This is a genomic window from Novosphingobium sp. 9 (assembly GCF_025340265.1).
Taxonomy (GTDB): Bacteria; Pseudomonadota; Alphaproteobacteria; order Sphingomonadales; family Sphingomonadaceae; genus Novosphingobium.
The window spans coordinates 2,101,639-2,118,164 of record NZ_CP022707.1 but is presented as its reverse complement, the minus strand read 5'-3'; the positions used below and the strand labels follow the sequence as shown (position 1 = coordinate 2,118,164).

The following is a 16,526-nucleotide window of genomic DNA, read 5'->3' as shown; positions in this document are numbered from 1 at the left end:
ATATGGATGACTACGCAGACGTTGCCCGCCTGATCGGAGAGCCGAAGTTCGGCGGCTTGCTGGTCGTCTCAGATCATGCCTCGAACCGGGTGCCGGACGGGATCGACCTTGGCATCGATCCGGCGCTGGTGGACCTGCATATCGCAGTCGATATCGGTGTGACGGGGGTGGCCGAGGCGATGGTGCGCCCCGGCATCGCCGCCTATCTCGCCCGCGTCAGCCGTCTCGTGTGCGATTTCAATCGCGACGAGGGGGCGGCAGGATTGGTCCCCGAGACCTCGGACGGTCACGACATTCCCGGAAACCGGATCGATGCGGAAGGTCGTGAACAGCGCCTGTCGCGCTTCTTCCGGCCCTATCACGAGGGGCTGGAGCGTCTGCTCGACGCGGTGCCGCAGCAGCTGATCCTCTCGCTGCACAGCTTCACGCCGTCGCTGGAAAGCGATCCCGCACAGGCGCGTCCGTGGGAGATCGGCATTCTTTATAATGAGGACGACCGCGCGGCACGGATCGCCATCCCGCTGCTGGAAGCCGAAGGCCTGATCGTTGGCGATCAGTTGCCCTATTCGGGCAAGGTTCTGAACGCGACAATGAACCGCCATGCCGAGGCTGATGGGCGCCCCTATCTGGGTGTCGAAGTGCGTCAGGATCTGATCGCCGATGCGGAAGGGCAAGCGCTTTGGGCAGAACGGCTTGCGCACATCTGTAATAAAGTTGCGCTAAAACTCGATATGTGAGTTCATTTTTTGCTTCGATTGCGCGCAAGAGTGGAGTAGGGGCGGCGCTTCTCTCTTTATCGAAGCATACCGGAGTCCCCCAAATGCCTGCCTATCGTTCCCGCACTTCCACCCACGGCCGCAACATGGCGGGCGCGCGTGGCCTCTGGCGCGCGACGGGGATGAAGGACGATGATTTCGGCAAGCCGATCATCGCGGTGGTAAACTCGTTCACCCAGTTCGTGCCCGGCCACGTCCACCTCAAGGATTTGGGCCAACTCGTCGCTCGCGAGATCGAGGCGGCGGGCGGCGTTGCCAAGGAATTCAACACTATCGCGGTCGATGACGGCATCGCCATGGGCCACGACGGCATGCTCTATTCGCTGCCCAGCCGCGACCTGATCGCTGACAGCGTCGAATACATGGTCAATGCCCACTGCGCGGATGCGATGGTGTGCATCTCGAACTGCGACAAGATCACGCCCGGCATGCTGATGGCCGCGATGCGCATCAACATTCCGGTGGTCTTCGTCTCGGGCGGACCGATGGAAGCCGGCAAGGTCGTGCTGCGCGGCAAGGAGCACGCGCTCGATCTGGTCGATGCGATGGTCGCCGCTGCCGATGAGAGCTATACCGACGAGGAAGTGAAGGCGATCGAGCGTTCGGCCTGCCCGACCTGCGGATCGTGCTCGGGCATGTTCACCGCCAACTCGATGAACTGCCTCACCGAAGCGCTGGGCCTCTCGTTGCCGGGCAACGGCTCGACGCTGGCAACCCATGCTGACCGTGAGCGGCTGTTCCGCGAAGCCGGACGCCTCGTCGTCGATCTTTGCCAGCGCTACTACGAGCAGGAAGACGAAAGTGTCCTGCCGCGCGGCATCGCCACGTTCGAGGCGTTCGAGAACGCGATGAGCCTCGATATTGCGATGGGCGGATCGACCAACACCGTGCTACACTTGCTGGCCGCTGCCGCCGAGGCAGGCGTCGATTTTACCATGCAGGACATCGATCGTCTCAGCCGCAAGGTGCCGTGCCTGTCGAAGGTCGCGCCCGCAAAGTCCGACGTCCACATGGAAGACGTTCACCGCGCAGGCGGCATCATGGCGATCCTCGGCCAACTGGAGCGCGCAGGCCTGCTGCACGGCGATCAGCCGACCGTTCACGCCCGTACGCTGGGCGATGCGCTCAATCGCTGGGATATCTCGCGCACCAACGAGCCTTCGGTGCAGGAGTTCTACAAGGCGGCGCCCGGCGGCGTGCCGACACAGGTCGCCTTCAGCCAGAACCGGCGCTGGAAGGAACTGGACCTCGACCGTGAAGCGGGTGTCATCCGCTCCAAGGAGCACGCGTTCAGCCAGGACGGCGGCCTTGCGGTGCTGTACGGCAACATCGCGCGTGATGGCTGCATCGTGAAGACCGCAGGCGTCGACGAAAGCATCCTCAAGTTCACCGGCACCGCGCGCGTCTATGAAAGTCAGGACGCGGCAGTCGCAGGGATTCTTGGCGGTGAAGTTACCGAGGGCAGCGTGGTGGTGATCCGCTACGAAGGCCCGCGCGGTGGCCCAGGCATGCAGGAAATGCTCTATCCCACCAGCTACCTGAAGTCGAAGGGCCTCGGCAAAGCCTGCGCGCTGCTGACCGACGGGCGTTTCTCGGGCGGCACCTCGGGCCTTTCCATCGGCCACGCCTCGCCGGAAGCAGCAGAGGGTGGCGAGATCGGTCTGGTCGAGAACGGCGATACCATCGCCATCGATATTCCCGATCGTTCGATCACGCTGATGATCAGCGATGAGGAAATGGCTGAGCGCCGTGCAGCGCAGGAAGCGCGAGGAGCCGATGCCTGGTCGCCGGTCCACCCACGCAAGCGTAAGGTGTCCGCCGCACTTCAGGCTTATGCCGCGATGACCACCAGCGCTGCCAAGGGCGCCATCCGTGACGTGAGCCAGCTCAAGCGCGGCTGATTTTCGTGCCGGACGGGTAAGGCAAGAAACCTGCGAGCCATCGTTCCGTTCAGGCGGGACGGTGGCTCGCTGGCATTTACCTCTTCGCGCCAGCCTGCTTTCGTGGACGGCGGTATTTTCGCCACACCTCATGCCATTCCGTCAAGGTGGGCTATCAAGCCTCGCACACAGACGGTATCCCTTGTGAATGGCTTGTGTTTCCCGTCCAATTGCCCGCCTCACATACATCGTTGCCGCGATGGCGATCCTGCCGTTTGCAGCGGGTTGCTCTCGCTCCGGCGATACAGATGTGGCGGCGGTCGGGCAGGATACCATCGCCTGCGCGGTCGGCGGCGAAAAGGCGTTCAAGCCGGATTGCACAGTGCAGCGGGTCGAGGTGGGAGGGCAACTCTCGTTGGTGGTCCATCATCCCGATGGCGGCTTTCGCCGTTTCGAGGTGATGCAGGACGGCAGCGGTATTGCGGTCGCCGACGGCGCGCTTTCTGCCTCGACACGGCTGTCGGACGGCAAGCTCGAAGTGCGCGTCGGCAGCGATCGTTACCGCTTCCCCGCACATGTCGAGGGCGACGGCGCCTCGCAACCGGAGGACAGCGCTAGCGTTGCCTCGCATGATGCTGTCTGACGAAACGAGTAAAGCCGGATGATCCTGACAGCCGCCCAGATGCGCGAGGCCGAAGAGGCCCTGATCGCCACCGGCACCGATGTTCACGAACTGATGAAACGCGCCGGAGAAGGCGCCGCGCAATGGATCTGGCGCATGGCGGCAGGCAGGCGCGTGACGGTGCTGTGCGGCCCCGGAAACAACGGTGGCGACGGCTATGTTTTGGCCGAAGCGCTGCGACAGCGCGGTGGCGATGTGGTGGTGATCGCGCCCCTCGTGCCGAAGACCGAGGCAGCGCAGCGCGCCCGCTCCCTGTGGCACGGCGAGATATTGCAAAATGCAGATGCGACCGCGCACGGAGACGTCTTCGTCGATGCGCTGTTCGGGTCGGGACTTTCGCGTCCGCTGGAAGCCGAAGCACTGGCACTGTTGCAGGCGCTTACAGAGCAGCATCGCCACCGGGTTGCCATTGATCTGCCGAGCGGCTTGCAGACCGACACCGGCATGGCGCTCAATCCGGGGCTACCGTCGTATGATCTGACGCTGGCGCTCGGGGGCTGGAAATTCGCCCATGTGTTGATGCCTGCCTGTGCGATGATGGGCGAGAAGCGGCTGGTTCCGATCGGCATCGCGCCGGTCGATGGCGCGGCGACGATGATCGGCCGCCCGAAGATCGCAAGGCCCGGTGCTGATGCCCACAAATATATGCGCGGACTGCTCGCGGTCGTCGGCGGGGCGATGCCCGGTGCGGCGATCCTTGCCAGCCTTGCGGCACAGGGTGCCGGTGCGGGTTATGTGAAGCTGTTTGCCGATAGCAAGCGCAACTGCCCTGCCGATCTCGTGGTCGATACCGGCGATCTGGCCGAAGTGCTGGTCGATCATCGCAATGCCGCCGTGCTGGTCGGTCCCGGCCTTGGTCGCGATGCTGCTGCGCGCGAACGGCTGGCCGTGGCGCTGGCCGATCCGGTGCCGGTGTTGCTCGACGCCGATGCGCTTGTGCTGCTTTCACCGCGCCTGCTTGCAGAACGCGAAGTGCCGGTCGTGGCGACGCCGCATGAAGGCGAACTGGTCGCTCTGGAACGTGCGTTCGATCTCGACGGCAGCGGCAGCAAGACCGCGAGGGCGCTCGCACTGGCACGGGAGAGTGGGATGATCGTGGTCGCTAAGGGGCCTGATACCGTGGTCGCCGCGCCCGATGGACGACTGGCCTGTTCGGCAGGCGCGAACCCGTGGCTCTCCACCGCAGGGACGGGCGATGTCCTCGCGGGAACGATTGCCAGTAGGCTCGCTTCAGGCGTCGAGCCGTTCGAGGCGGCCTGTCAGGGAGTGTGGCTTCATGGTGACGCTGCACGGCATTGCCGCCTGGCTTTCACCGCAGGACAGCTTGCGCAGGCGATACCCGCTGCGCTAGCGGCCTGCCTGTGAACGACGACATCTACGAAACCGCACCCGAGCCGGACTTCGGCCCCGAGGAAATCCTGCGCATCGCCGCCAAGGGGGATGGCATCACCGCGAGTGGCCGTTTTGCGTGGGGCGCCGCGCCCGGCGACATGCTGCTGGCGGACGCTACGCTCGAATGGGGACCGCACCACGTCCAGCCGCCTTGCGCGCATTTCGGGCGTTGCGGGGGCTGCCAGCTCCAGCAGTTGGATGAGGAGAGCCTGGCGGCCTTCGTCGAGGCGCGGGTCGCCAATGCCTCCTCCTCGCAGGAGCTGGGCGCTGAAACGATTGCCGCGCCTTACCTTTCGCCGCCGAAAAGCCGTCGCCGCGTTTCGCTGCGTGCGGAAAGTTCGGGTGGACGGATCGTCATTGGCTTCCGTGAAGCACGCTCGCACCGTCTGGTCGAACTGACCGAGTGCCATGTGATGGCGCCGGAACTGTTCGCGCTTGTCGGGCCGTTGCGCAAGCTGCTCATCACGATGGGCAAGGCCGCTCCGGCAAAGAAGGGATCGCGCGGCCCGGTGAAGCACCAGCAGGCGCGCATGGCAGCGGATATCGAAATGACGTTGACCGAGCAGGGCGTCGATCTCGGCATCAAGGGACTGACTGCCGAAGGGCTCTCTGCGACCGAGGACATGCTCGATTTCGCACGGGCGCATGGTCTGGCGCGTCTGACGATGGATGGCGGCTACGGTTTCGAGACGGTGTGGGAGCCTGAACCGGTCTCTGTCCGTCTGGGGCGGTCTCTGTCCCGTTCAACCCCGGCTCGTTCCTACAGGCGACGCTCGATGGCGAGGCCGCGCTGGTGGCTGCGACCACGCAGTGGCTGGAAGGGCAGCCTTTTGTCGCGGATCTGTTTTCCGGTCTTGGCACGTTTGCGCTGGCGCTCGCCGGGCCACAAACCAAGGTGCTCGCCGCCGAAGCGGCGCGCGATGCCCATCTCGCCTGCAAGTCGGCAGCGGACAAGGCCCAGTTGCCGGTGTTCAGCGTCCATCGCGACCTGTTTCGCAACCCGTTGCAAGCTGATGAACTCAATCGGTTTTCCGCCGTCGTGCTCGATCCGCCAAGGGCCGGTGCGCGCGAACAGGTGGAATGCATCGCCGACAGTACCGTCAAGCGCGTGGTCTATATCTCGTGCAATCCCTCAAGCTGGTCACGCGATAGTGCGCGGCTGATCGAGGCGGGGTTCCGGCTCGCGGAACTGCGCCCGGTAGGGCAGTTCCGCTGGTCGACCCATGTCGAGCTGGCGAGCCTGTTTATCCGCGACTGACGAGATTTCAGGGCGCGATCAGCCGCCCTGAACCTTGTCCAGCATATCCATGAAATCGCGGGCGGAATTGCGATCCGCCTCATTGTCGAACGCCACGTCCAGATCGGGCGCCGCGCCGAACATGTGCATCAATGCCCAGAGCGCGAAGCGGCGGCCCGAATCGGTTTCGAGGCCGAATTCCACCTGCATACGCTCGACGCCCGATTCGAGCGCGCCGGGCGAAAGCGTGGCAAGGTCCTCGGTGCCGAAGAAGCGGCGAAGCTGATCGTCCAAATCCATGCGCGGGGGCATCCCAGAACGCCCCCGTCGCTGTCAATCGTCGCTCGCGATAACCTGGGCAAAGGCGGGGGCATCGGTGTTCCCGCCCGAAAGGATCACGGCAGTCCGGTCGGTCAGTTCGACCTTGCCCGCCAGCACGGCGGCCAGTGCTGCGGCGCCGCCCGGTTCGATCACGAGGTGCAGCTTTGCGAAGGCAAGCCGCTGCGCTGCGCGAATTTCGGCGGGGGTTGCGATCAGGCCGAAGGGACAGCGCTCTTTCAGGATCGCGAAGTTGATCGGCCAGGTCGCGGGCGTTTGCAGCGCATCGCAGGCGGTTGCCGGGGCGTCTGGAGCGATGCGCTGAATCGTGCCGCTGGCGAGGCTGCGGGCAACATCGTCCCAGCCCTCGGGTTCGACCGGGACGATTGCGGCATCGGGGCAGGCCAGCGCGAGACCGGCAGTCAGCCCGCCACCGCCGCAGGGCGAGACGATCTGATCCGGACCACCGATGCCCATCGCAGCCATCTGCGCGGCGATCTCGATCCCGGTGCTGCCCTGACCTTCGATGACCCATGGGTCGCCATAGGCATGGACGAGCGTGGCGCCGCGTTCGGCACAGAGGCGGTTCGCCACCTCGTCGCGGTCCTCACCGCCGGGCCGGTCGTAGAGCACGACTTCGGCGCCGAGCGCGCGGGTATTGGCGAGTTTCACGCTCGGGCATCGACCGGCATCACGATCGTCGCGGCGATGCTCAGCTTGCGTGCGGCCCAGGCTACGCCCTGCGCATGATTGCCGCTGGAGACGCCCACAACGCCTGCCGCGCGCTCGTCCTGCGTAAGAGCGGAAAGCCGATGCCATGCGCCACGAATCTTGAAAGCACCGACAGGTTGCAGGCTCTCGGCCTTGCACCAGATCGTACGGCCCTCGACCTCCAGCGGCAGCAGCGGGGCCTGCGGCAGAATCTCGGACACGAGACGGGCGGCGAGGGCGACACCCTCTGCGGTAGGCTGGCGGAGCATGGTGGTCATGCCTGCCAGCTTAGGAGCGGGAACCCGTTGTTCGCAATGATGAATTGTCGCTCTGGATCATGTCGGACGCGAAAGGCGGATCAGGCGGTAGTATCCCAGCGGGCCGCGCAGGCTTTCCATTGTCAGCCCCTTGCGTCGTGCGAGGTCCTGCGCTGCTGCTTCCAGATCGAGGCGCGGGGTGACGTGAAAGTGTGTCAGCCACGCTCGCAGAACGGTGCGGGCCGGGCTCGGGAGGCCGTGCAGGTCCCCGAAATCCACCACATCGAGCCGTCCGCCGGGTGCGAGAGCATCGGCTCCGGCGGCGAGCGCAGCATGCCAATCGGGGATCATCGAGAGGGCATAGGATATCGCCACGCGGTCGAACCCGGTCACGCCGAACAGTGCTTGCGGATCAAAGCGGGTGGCGTCGCCTTGAACGAGACGGCTCGCTGCACTCAGCCGCTTGCGCGCGTTCCGCAGCATTTCCTCAGAAATATCGAGGCCATACAGCGTCACGCCCGGCCAGCGTCTGCCGATCAGTTCCAGATTGCGGCCTGTCCCGCAGCCCAGTTCCAGAGCCGTCGAGCCGGGCGCTGCGTCGATTTCGCCGATCAGCCGGTCGCGACCGAACAGGAAATACTTACGGGTCACATCGTAGATATGCCGCTGCCCGCGATAGACGCGGTCCATCAGCGCGGCATGGTCGGGAGCAGCCGTCGCCATCGGCTCAGGCCTTGAGGACGTAGAGGTGGACGCCGCCATAGATCGACGAGCGATCATCTGCGGTCGCCCTGACCGATTCGGCTTCGCGATAGTCCCAGCGCGAGAGGATTGTATCGGGCACGCGCCCCGGCAGCAGCGAGGGCTCGGCGGCGGTGCGGAACAGCACGCGCGCACCGGGGCGGGCGGTGCGGGTGATTTCGGACCACAGTTCGGTCAGTTGTCCGTCCGTCATCCAATCCTGCGCATCGAGCAGCACATAGCGGTCGAGCGAGGCGTCCGCACTTTCCTGAAGGACATGGACGAAGTTGGCATGGCGCAGGGTGATCCGATCAAGTCGCTCACGCACGACCGGGACATTGCCTTCCTGAAGCCACGGCGGGAGCGGTGCTTCTAGCGCGCGCCCATAGCCGCGCGAGAACGCCTGCCAGGCGAAGTAATTGTCGTTCAGCGGGAAGTGGCAGGCCAGCTTTTCAAGGCGCGCACGCAATACGTCGGCCATCTTCTGACCTCCCGCCAGCGCATCGTACTGCGCGGGCGGAATGCCGAGGCCGAACAGCGAGGCGGGCTGATCTGTCAGCCAGCGGACCATGCGGCGCTCGAACACCGGGGCGAAGCGTTCGTCGAAGATGCGACGCTGTTCCTCAAGGTCGCGCGCTGCGAGGATTTCGCGCGGATCGATGCGATAGAGCCTGGCGACAGCATGGGCGAGGCCGATGAACACGCCCAGCAGGCCCTTGCGATAGATGCCTTTGGAGAAGCCCTCGATGCGGCGGCGTCCGATCAGATCGCGGCCTTCCCAATAGCGTCGCGTGGCCTCATCCAGATGCGGCGCAAGGTGGACCTTGTAGGTCGCCAGATTATCGGGGTGATCGGCCTCGACCACGAAGCGGCGCAGCGCGGCATAATCGTCAAGATGCGTCAGCGCGGCGTGCTTCAGGCGGTTGAGCGCGATATGCGCCGTATTGAGATCGACCACCGTGATCGCTTCGGGATCGGCGGTGAGATAGGACAGCGCGTTACAGCCGCCGCTGGCGATCGTCAGCACGTGGCTGTCGGGGCGAATGTCGAGCGCGGCCATATCGGCCACCGGATCTTCCCAGATCTGCGCGTAGACGAGACCCTTGAAAGCCATCGCAAAGGCCCGGTCGAGCAGGCGTGCACTGCGTGGGCTCTCGTGGCGCACGACGGCACCTTCGATCAGGGTATTGGGCTGCATGGCGAGAGTGTCCCTTGGCGCAGCGGCGCGTCTCATGCTCCCTTTGCGGATGTCCGGTGACCGGGCGATGACGCGGCGATGGCACAACCGTGACGGTTGGCCGGCCGGATGCGGCAGGTGGTGCAGGAATTTCCAAGTCTGATAACCGGCACTGCTTGTGTTCCTGCACGTTGTGTTGTCACATCCGGGCACTATATGCGGCGCTTTCGCGAGAGGGCCGGACTGAGCGGCGCAAACCTCGTCGCAGCGAAATCTGGGTCAAGGAGAAGTACGGTGAGCAAGGTTCTGGTGATCGGCGCAGGCGGCGTCGGCTCGGTCGCTGTCCACAAGATGGCGATGAATCCCGATATTTTCAGCGACATCCATCTCGCCAGCCGCACGGTTTCCAAGTGCGAGGCGATCGCGGAGTCGGTCAAGGCACGCACGGGCGTCACGATCGGCACTTATGCGATCGACGCCGACGACGTGGCGGCCACCAGCGCACTGATCCGCGAGATCGGTCCCGAACTGGTCGTGAACCTGGCGCTGCCCTATCAGGATCTGGCGATCATGGACGCCTGCCTTGCCACCGGCACGCACTACATGGACACCGCGAACTACGAGCCCAAGGACGTAGCCAAGTTCGAATATCACTGGCAGTGGGCCTATCAGGAGCGCTTCAAGGAAGCGGGTCTGATGGCGCTGCTGGGTTCGGGTTTCGATCCGGGCGTGACCAGCGTGTTCGCGATGTGGCTCAAGAAGCACAAGCTCAAGACCATCCGCACGCTCGACATTCTGGACTGCAATGGCGGCGATCACGGTCAGGCTTTTGCCACCAACTTCAACCCGGAAATCAACATCCGCGAAGTGACCGCGCCCGCACGCCACTGGGAGAACGGCGAATTCGTCGAGACCCCGGCGATGGGCAGGAAGGTCGAGTTCGACTTCGAGGCCGTCGGTCCCAAGAACATGTACATGATGTACCACGAGGAACTGGAAAGCCTCGCCAAGTTCCTTCCCGAGATGGAGCGCGGCCGCTTCTGGATGACCTTCGGCGACGAATACATCAAGCACCTAACCGTGCTGCAGAATGTGGGCATGACCCGCATCGACCCGGTGATCTACAACGGCGTCGAGATCATCCCGCTGCAGTTCCTCAAGGCCGTTCTGCCCGAGCCCAGCTCGCTCGGCGCGACGACCAAGGGCAAGACCAACATCGGCGATATCGCGACCGGCGAAGCGCTCGACGGTTCGGGTGAGAAGACGTTCTACATCAAGAACATCTGCGATCACGAAGATGCCTTCGAGGAAACCGGCAATCAGGCCGTATCCTACACCACCGGCGTTCCGGCGATGATCGGCGCAGCGATGGTGCTGACCGGCAAATGGAAGGGTGAGGGTGTGTTCAACATGGAGCAGTTCGATCCCGATCCCTACATGGACATGCTCAACACGCAGGGCCTGCCCTGGACCGTGGAAGAACTCGACGGCCCGGTTCAGTTCTGATCGGATACGGTGTTCCGCCTCGATCTTGCGAGGCGGAACACCGCATTGAGGCATGCCATCCATGAACTGGTCGTTCGTTGCGCCCGTCGCGCTGTTGGCAGGCTCGAACCTGTTCATGAACACGGCGTGGTATCTGCATCTCAAGCTGCCGGGCAAGGCGCTCTGGCTGGCGATCCTGATGAGTTGGGGCATTGCCTTTTTCGAATACTGTCTGGCGGTCCCGGCCAACCGGATCGGCAGTTCGGTCTATTCGCTGGGGCAGCTCAAGGTCATGCAGGAGGCGTTCTCGCTGCTGGGCTTCGTGCTGGTTGCCTGGGCGCTGTTCGGCCAGAAGCCGGGCTGGAACGAGATCATCGGGTTCTGCCTCGTCGGGGCAGGGGCCTGGTTCATTTTCAAGGGGCCGCTGGGTTAGAGCCGCAGCGTCCTTCATTGCGAATTACAGACGAAAGGCACGCATCCCATGGAAACCAGAGCCGGCGATCCGGGCGCCTTTGCAGAGTTCGATCTGTCGCGTGTCGACAGTCCGGCCTTCGTGGTCGATGCGGCGAAGCTGCGCGCCAACCTTCAGCTTCTGCAGGACATCGGCGAGCGTTCCGGCGCCAAGGTACTGGCTGCGCTCAAGGCGTTCTCGATGTGGTCGACAGCGCCGATCGTCGGGGAATACCTCGATGGCGTCTGCACTTCGGGTCTGTGGGAAGCTCGCCTTGCGTCCGAGTTCTACGATGGCGAGATCGCGACCTACTGCGCGGCCTACAAGCCCGATGAACTCGACGAGATCCTGCGCCTGTCGGATCACGTGATCTTCAATTCGCCCCAGCAGATCGAGCGTTGCTGGGCGATCATCGAGGCGGCGCGTGCGCGCGGTGAGGACTTCGACATCGGTCTGCGCGTCAATCCGTTGCATCCCGAAGGCGAAGTGCCCAAGTACGATCCGTCGGCACCGCACTCGCGCCTCGGCTTTCCGATCGACCAGCTTACCGAAGAGCATGTCGAGATGATCGACGGCATTCACTTCCACAACCTGTGCGAGCAGGATTTCGAACCGCTCCAGCGCACCTGGGACAAGGTGTTCGATTATCTCGAGCCCTATTTCGGCCAGCTCGACTGGATCAACATCGGCGGAGGCCACCATGTCACCCGTGCCGATTACCAGCGCGAGGAACTGGTCGAGTTCCTCGCCGACATGGCTGAGGATACCGGCGCGCAGATCTATATCGAGCCGGGCGAGGCGGTTGCGCTGGACGCGGGCATTCTGGTTGGCACCGTGCTCGATGTCGGCTGGAACGGCATGCCGGTGGCCATCGTGGACATTTCCGCGACCTGCCACATGCCCGATGTGATCGAGGCGCCCTATCGTCCGGCCATGCTGGGCGAGCGGAGCGAGAATGAGGCAGAGGCGGTCCGTCTTGGCGGGCCCTCGTGTCTGGCAGGCGATGTGATCGGCGATTATGTGCTGCCCGCCGATCCCGAGGCAGGGCAGCGTTTCGCGTTCCTCGATCAGGCGCATTATTCGATGGTCAAGACCACCACCTTCAACGGCGTGCCCTTGCCCTCGATCTGGTTGTGGGATTCCGAAACCGACTCGCTCGAATGCATCCGCAAGTTCGATTACGAGGATTTTCGCGATCGCTTAAGCTGAGCAGGCCTCTGGAACGGTCTATCGCGCCTCAGGCGCCTTGTGTCCGTTTCTACTCCGTTTCAGGGAGCTTCTGTCCGTTTGCGTTGTTTGCGAAATGACAGTTCCCCGGTGGCAACGCCGGATAGACAACATGTTGTGATGGAAGGGGAAAATTTCATGGGTCAGCCATGTCCTTTCACCTTTGTGACACTTCCGTGAAATCACTCGTTTTTCTCTTGCGATTCGAACGATGCGGCCTATATCCGGCCCCTCGCTGCCCCATGGGGACTTCCAAACCGCAAGGCAGCTCTTGTCGTTAACACACCGTTTGGGGGTCCCTTGAGTTGCACATTTTCCCTGACGCATCGGCTGTAGCGCGCGAACTCGCGCCCGACGAACCGGTTATTGTGAACCGCCCGCATGCTGCGGCGCGCGCTGCCCGATTCTTCGCAACGAAGTTTCCGGGAAAGTCGCTCTATGCGGTGAAGGCAAATCCGTCGCCGGACCTTGTTCAGATTCTCTGGGACAACGGCATCACGCATTACGATACGGCATCCATCGCGGAAATCCGCATGGTTCGTTCGGTGCTGCCGGATGCGACGCTGTGCTTCATGCACCCGGTGAAGACCGCCAGCGCTATCCGCGAGGCGTACTTCACGCACAACGTGCGTACTTTCAGCCTCGACACGCAGGAAGAGCTTGAGAAGATTCTCGAAGCGACTGCGGCTCAGGATGGTTCGTTCGCCAAGGATTTGCGTCTGTGCGTGCGTCTGCGTGTCAGCTCCGAGTATTCGGAACTGAGCCTGGCTTCGAAGTTCGGCATCGATCTGGCCGATGCAGGCGAACTCCTCCAGTCGACCCGTCAGGTCGCTGACTGGCTGGGCGTCTGCTTCCATGTGGGTTCGCAGGCGATGACACCCTTCGCCTATGTGCAGGCGCTTGAGCGCGCCCGCGCGGCGATCGCCGATGCCGGTGTCGTGATCGACATGATCGACGTGGGGGGCGGGTTCCCGTCGTCCTATCCGGGCATGGAGCCGCCGCCGCTCGAAGACTACTTCGCGATCATCCATCGCCACTTCGAGGCGCTGCCGATTGCCTATAACGCAGAGCTGTGGTGTGAGCCCGGTCGCGCGCTGTCGGCGGAGTACAACTCGCTGATCGTGAAGGTCGAAAAGCGTCGTGGTGACGAACTGTTCATCAATGACGGTGCCTATGGTGCGCTCTACGATGCGGCACATGTCGCATGGCGTTTTCCTGTGCGTCATATCGCTCGCAAGGCTGGCGATGTCGAAGCGGCGCTCGACGCTACGGACCTCAAGGACTTCTCCTTCTACGGTCCGACCTGCGACGATGCCGACTTCATGGAAGGCCCGTTCGTGCTTCCCGCCGGTATCAAGGCGGGAGACTGGATCGAGGTCGGCATGCTGGGCGCTTACGGTGCGGCGATGCGCACTGCGTTCAACGGCTTTGGGCAGGGCGATGTCGTGGTCACGACCGACGAGCCGATGGCCAGCCTTTATACGGGGCGTCCGGACCCCCGCGTTTCGGACAATGTCGTCTCATTGCGCTGATTAGAGCGCATGAATTGAGAGGTATGACAAAGCCCGGCAGGTGAAACCCGCCGGGCTTTGTTGTGTCAAAGTGTCAGAACAATCCGTTCGCGGCTTTCGGTTGACCACGCCCTTGTTACATCTGTCATAGGTATTGGCAGGAGCGGAACTGTCCAGCCTCTTGCGGTGGCGGCGTTGAAGACCTCCGAGATGGAGGCGAGCAAGCGATCCGTTCCTACGCTTCCAATTCCGCTCCCCATCAGTTCGATGGTACTCGATCGCAGGACGGCTGCTGGCAGAACAATATCGGTAGCGGCTATCGCGCCGATCTGAATAAATCGCACGGGCTTGCTTTTGGGAGAATGTCTTGCGGCGGAAACCAGGGCAGCGCGGGCGCTCGGTCCCCAGAGATAGTCGAGCACGATATCTACGCCTTCCTGGAAGTGTCTGGAAAATCGCGTTTCCAGTTCTTCTCCGGTAACATCCAAAGCGATCACTTCGTCAGCCCCGAGCGCTCCGAGCAAGGTTTTGTCGCGCCCTGTAGCAATGACGCGAGCGGCGCCAAGGTGGCGGGCGATGCGAACCGCCAGGCTTCCCGATGCTCCGGTTGCGCCATTGATGAGGACGGTTTCTCCAACCTGGATCCTGGCGCGCTCACGTAATGCGGCGCATGAAGACATACCGGGATTTGCCATTGCGGCCGCCTGTAGGGGATCGAGACCAGCCGGAATGGCGATTGTCTGCGTGTGCGCTACCGGAACGCGTTCGCCCATCGCGCCGTAAGGTGTACGGGGGAGCGCAAAGTATACCGGCTTGCCGTCAGGGGACCAACCTACGCCGTCCACGCCGGCAATGAAGCCGGATGTGGCAGTGTCGCTGTAGTGACGACCGGAAGCCCGCGTACGGGTCAATTGGCTGAGTGCCGCAGCGACGACATCCACGATGATCTCTTGTTCGTTGGCAACAGGAGCTTCGAAGTCATCCCATATCGGTGGATTTCCTGGGCTGGTGACAACGGCTGCTTTCATGGGTTGCTCCTCGCGCGGTGAAGTGTATGTGTAATACACATATATAGGTCGATGATGGACGGCAAGAAAATACATGCATAATGCACTTATCTCCGAAAAACTTCGGGAACTTCACGGTGCCTTGCTGGAAATCGTGGCGATGATGAATGGTGCGGAGCGTGACGAGATGCTTATTCGTGAGGCTGGAATCCAGCTTGATCGCGCGCAGTTTCCGTTACTCGTGGCTGTCGATCGCTTCGGTCCGATCGGGGTCGGCGACTTGGCGGACAGGGTAGGTCGCGACTACACGACGGTCAGTCGCCAGCTGGCGACTATGGAGGAACGGTGCCTTATCGTGCGCGGAACAAATTCACGGGACCGGCGCATTCGTGAGGCGCGAATAGCGCCTGCAGGATCGGTGATGGCGCGGGCTATCGATATCGCCCGCGACCGCGTGCTGCGCCAGGCATTTGCAGACTGGGCGGCAGATGATCTCGACGATCTCGTGACTTTGACATGCCGCCTTGCTGAAGCGATGCGGCGGGGTCAACATGAGGTCAGGAGCGATTAGGCACGGGCAAAAAGGTCTGGCAAGCCATGTGGCTGGCATCGCCTGTATTGGGGCGGGGCTTTGACCTGTGCTCCGAGCGCAGCGGCCGCATGCCACGGCCAGCGGGGATCGTAAAGCGCGGCGCGAGCGATCGCGATCAGATCGGCATCTCCTGTCGCGAGGATACTTTCAGCCTGCTGGGGCTCGGTAATAAGGCCGACGGCGATTACCGGAATGTTGACGGCAGCCTTTACAGCGTGTGCGAGCGGAACCTGATAGTTCGGTCCTACCGGGATGTCCTGACTGGGCGCAAGACCGCCGCTGGAAACGTGGATACCGTCGCAGCCGACCGCTTCGAGCGCTTTTGCGAAGGCAATGGTTTGTTCGATGTCCCAGCCGTTTTCGACCCAGTCCGATGCGGAGACGCGAACCGTTACGGGTTTGTGTGAAGGGAACGCTGCGCGTACGGCCTCAAAGACTTCCAGTGGAAAACGCATGCGATTTTCCAGGCTGCCCCCATAGGTATCGCTGCGTATATTGGATAACGGCGACAGGAACTGGTGGAGCAGATAGCCATGCGCGGCATGGAGCTGGATTCCATCGAGATCAAGCGCTTCAGTGCGTCTTGCGGCGGCAACAAAGGCATCGCGAATTTTCGCCAAGCCCTTTGCATCCAGGGGGGCTGGTGCGTTCTCGTGGAGTGCGTGGGGCAGGGCTGACGGTGCCACTGTCTGCCACCCGCCGATAGTGCTCGGTGGGATCTGTACGCCGCCGTTATCCCAGGGCTTCTCACAACTGGCCTTGCGCCCGGCATGGCCGAGTTGGACGATTATGGGCATATCCGACCAGCGCCGGATCGAGGCGAGAACCTTTCCCAGAGCGGCTTCACAGCTATCGTCATACAGACCGACATCGCCGCTGGTAATCCGGCCCTCGGGTGTGACAGCTGTCGCCTCGATAGTGAGAGCAGCTGCGCCGGAGTGCGAGAGCGAGGCCAGATGGCTCAGGTGCCAGTCGTTCATGCATCCGTCCTGTGCCGAATATTGGCACATCGGGGCAATAACGATGCGATTGGAAAGCTTGAGTCCGCCAACCTGAATTGGCTCGAACAGCTTAGCCATGGG

Annotated in this window: 14 protein-coding genes and 2 pseudogenes; 10 read left to right on the top strand and 6 right to left on the bottom strand. The window is 62.9% G+C overall.

Annotated features, from left to right (window positions below):
* Nucleotides 1-2 precede the first annotated feature (2 nt).
* From CI805_RS10470 to CI805_RS10450, 5 genes and pseudogenes are all read left to right on the top strand, one after another.
* Nucleotides 3-737 (top strand): N-formylglutamate amidohydrolase, encoded by a 735-nt coding sequence (locus CI805_RS10470; protein ID WP_409934953.1) that lies wholly within the window; start codon nt 3-5, stop codon nt 735-737.
* An 83-nt stretch (nt 738-820) separates the two neighbouring features.
* On the top strand, nt 821-2,677 hold the full coding sequence (gene ilvD, locus CI805_RS10465) for a dihydroxy-acid dehydratase (RefSeq protein WP_260923055.1): 1,857 nt from the start codon (nt 821-823) through the stop codon (nt 2,675-2,677).
* Nucleotides 2,678-2,915: 238 nt separating this feature from the next.
* Nucleotides 2,916-3,299: a hypothetical protein gene (locus CI805_RS10460; RefSeq protein ID WP_260923052.1), complete on the top strand. Its 384-nt coding sequence runs from the start codon at nt 2,916-2,918 to the stop codon at nt 3,297-3,299.
* 18 nt (nt 3,300-3,317) lie between these two features.
* Nucleotides 3,318-4,703: an NAD(P)H-hydrate epimerase gene (locus CI805_RS10455; protein ID WP_260923051.1), complete on the top strand. Its 1,386-nt coding sequence runs from the start codon at nt 3,318-3,320 to the stop codon at nt 4,701-4,703.
* Between the two features lie 8 nt (nt 4,704-4,711).
* Nucleotides 4,712-5,988: pseudogene (locus CI805_RS10450) on the top strand (class I SAM-dependent RNA methyltransferase).
* A gap of 18 nt (nt 5,989-6,006) precedes the next feature.
* Here CI805_RS10450 and CI805_RS10445 read toward each other — a convergent pair.
* From CI805_RS10445 to CI805_RS10430, 4 genes and pseudogenes are all read right to left on the bottom strand, one after another.
* Nucleotides 6,007-6,267 (bottom strand): hypothetical protein, encoded by a 261-nt coding sequence (locus tag CI805_RS10445; RefSeq protein ID WP_260923048.1) that lies wholly within the window; start codon nt 6,265-6,267, stop codon nt 6,007-6,009.
* Between the two features lie 33 nt (nt 6,268-6,300).
* Nucleotides 6,301-7,265, bottom strand: a pseudogene (locus CI805_RS10440) (threonine/serine dehydratase).
* A gap of 66 nt (nt 7,266-7,331) precedes the next feature.
* On the bottom strand, nt 7,332-7,976 hold the full coding sequence (locus CI805_RS10435) for a class I SAM-dependent methyltransferase (protein WP_260923047.1): 645 nt from the start codon (nt 7,974-7,976) through the stop codon (nt 7,332-7,334).
* 4 nt (nt 7,977-7,980) lie between these two features.
* A complete protein-coding gene (locus CI805_RS10430) occupies nt 7,981-9,192 on the bottom strand; it encodes a DUF3419 family protein (RefSeq protein WP_260923045.1) in 1,212 nt (403 codons plus the stop codon).
* Nucleotides 9,193-9,465: 273 nt separating this feature from the next.
* Here CI805_RS10430 and CI805_RS10425 point away from each other — a divergent pair, with 273 nt between their 5' ends.
* The 4 genes from CI805_RS10425 to CI805_RS10410 all read left to right on the top strand — a co-directional run bounded on the left by CI805_RS10425 (nt 9,466) and on the right by CI805_RS10410 (nt 13,866).
* Nucleotides 9,466-10,677, top strand: coding sequence for a saccharopine dehydrogenase family protein (locus tag CI805_RS10425; protein WP_260923043.1), 1,212 nt, complete (start codon nt 9,466-9,468; stop codon nt 10,675-10,677).
* Nucleotides 10,678-10,738: 61 nt separating this feature from the next.
* Nucleotides 10,739-11,089 carry a DMT family protein gene (locus tag CI805_RS10420; protein ID WP_260923041.1) on the top strand — a complete coding sequence of 117 codons (351 nt, stop codon included), beginning with the start codon at nt 10,739-10,741 and terminating at the stop codon, nt 11,087-11,089.
* A 48-nt stretch (nt 11,090-11,137) separates the two neighbouring features.
* Entirely contained in the window at nt 11,138-12,316 is a 1,179-nt protein-coding gene (locus CI805_RS10415) for a carboxynorspermidine decarboxylase (RefSeq protein ID WP_260923039.1), read from the top strand.
* A gap of 323 nt (nt 12,317-12,639) precedes the next feature.
* Nucleotides 12,640-13,866 carry a type III PLP-dependent enzyme gene (locus CI805_RS10410; RefSeq protein ID WP_260923037.1) on the top strand — a complete coding sequence of 409 codons (1,227 nt, stop codon included), beginning with the start codon at nt 12,640-12,642 and terminating at the stop codon, nt 13,864-13,866.
* Nucleotides 13,867-13,931: 65 nt separating this feature from the next.
* On the opposite strand, the gene CI805_RS10405 is transcribed toward CI805_RS10410, so the two are convergent.
* Nucleotides 13,932-14,873, bottom strand: coding sequence for a zinc-binding alcohol dehydrogenase family protein (locus tag CI805_RS10405; RefSeq protein ID WP_260923036.1), 942 nt, complete (start codon nt 14,871-14,873; stop codon nt 13,932-13,934).
* A 73-nt stretch (nt 14,874-14,946) separates the two neighbouring features.
* Here CI805_RS10405 and CI805_RS10400 point away from each other — a divergent pair, with 73 nt between their 5' ends.
* On the top strand, nt 14,947-15,423 hold the full coding sequence (locus tag CI805_RS10400) for a MarR family winged helix-turn-helix transcriptional regulator (protein WP_260923034.1): 477 nt from the start codon (nt 14,947-14,949) through the stop codon (nt 15,421-15,423).
* On the opposite strand, the gene CI805_RS10395 is transcribed toward CI805_RS10400, so the two are convergent.
* Nucleotides 15,420-16,523 carry an NADH:flavin oxidoreductase/NADH oxidase gene (locus CI805_RS10395; RefSeq protein ID WP_260923032.1) on the bottom strand — a complete coding sequence of 368 codons (1,104 nt, stop codon included), beginning with the start codon at nt 16,521-16,523 and terminating at the stop codon, nt 15,420-15,422. The two genes, CI805_RS10400 and CI805_RS10395, sit on opposite strands and share 4 nt — an antisense overlap.
* Between the last annotated feature and the right edge of the window lie 3 nt (nt 16,524-16,526).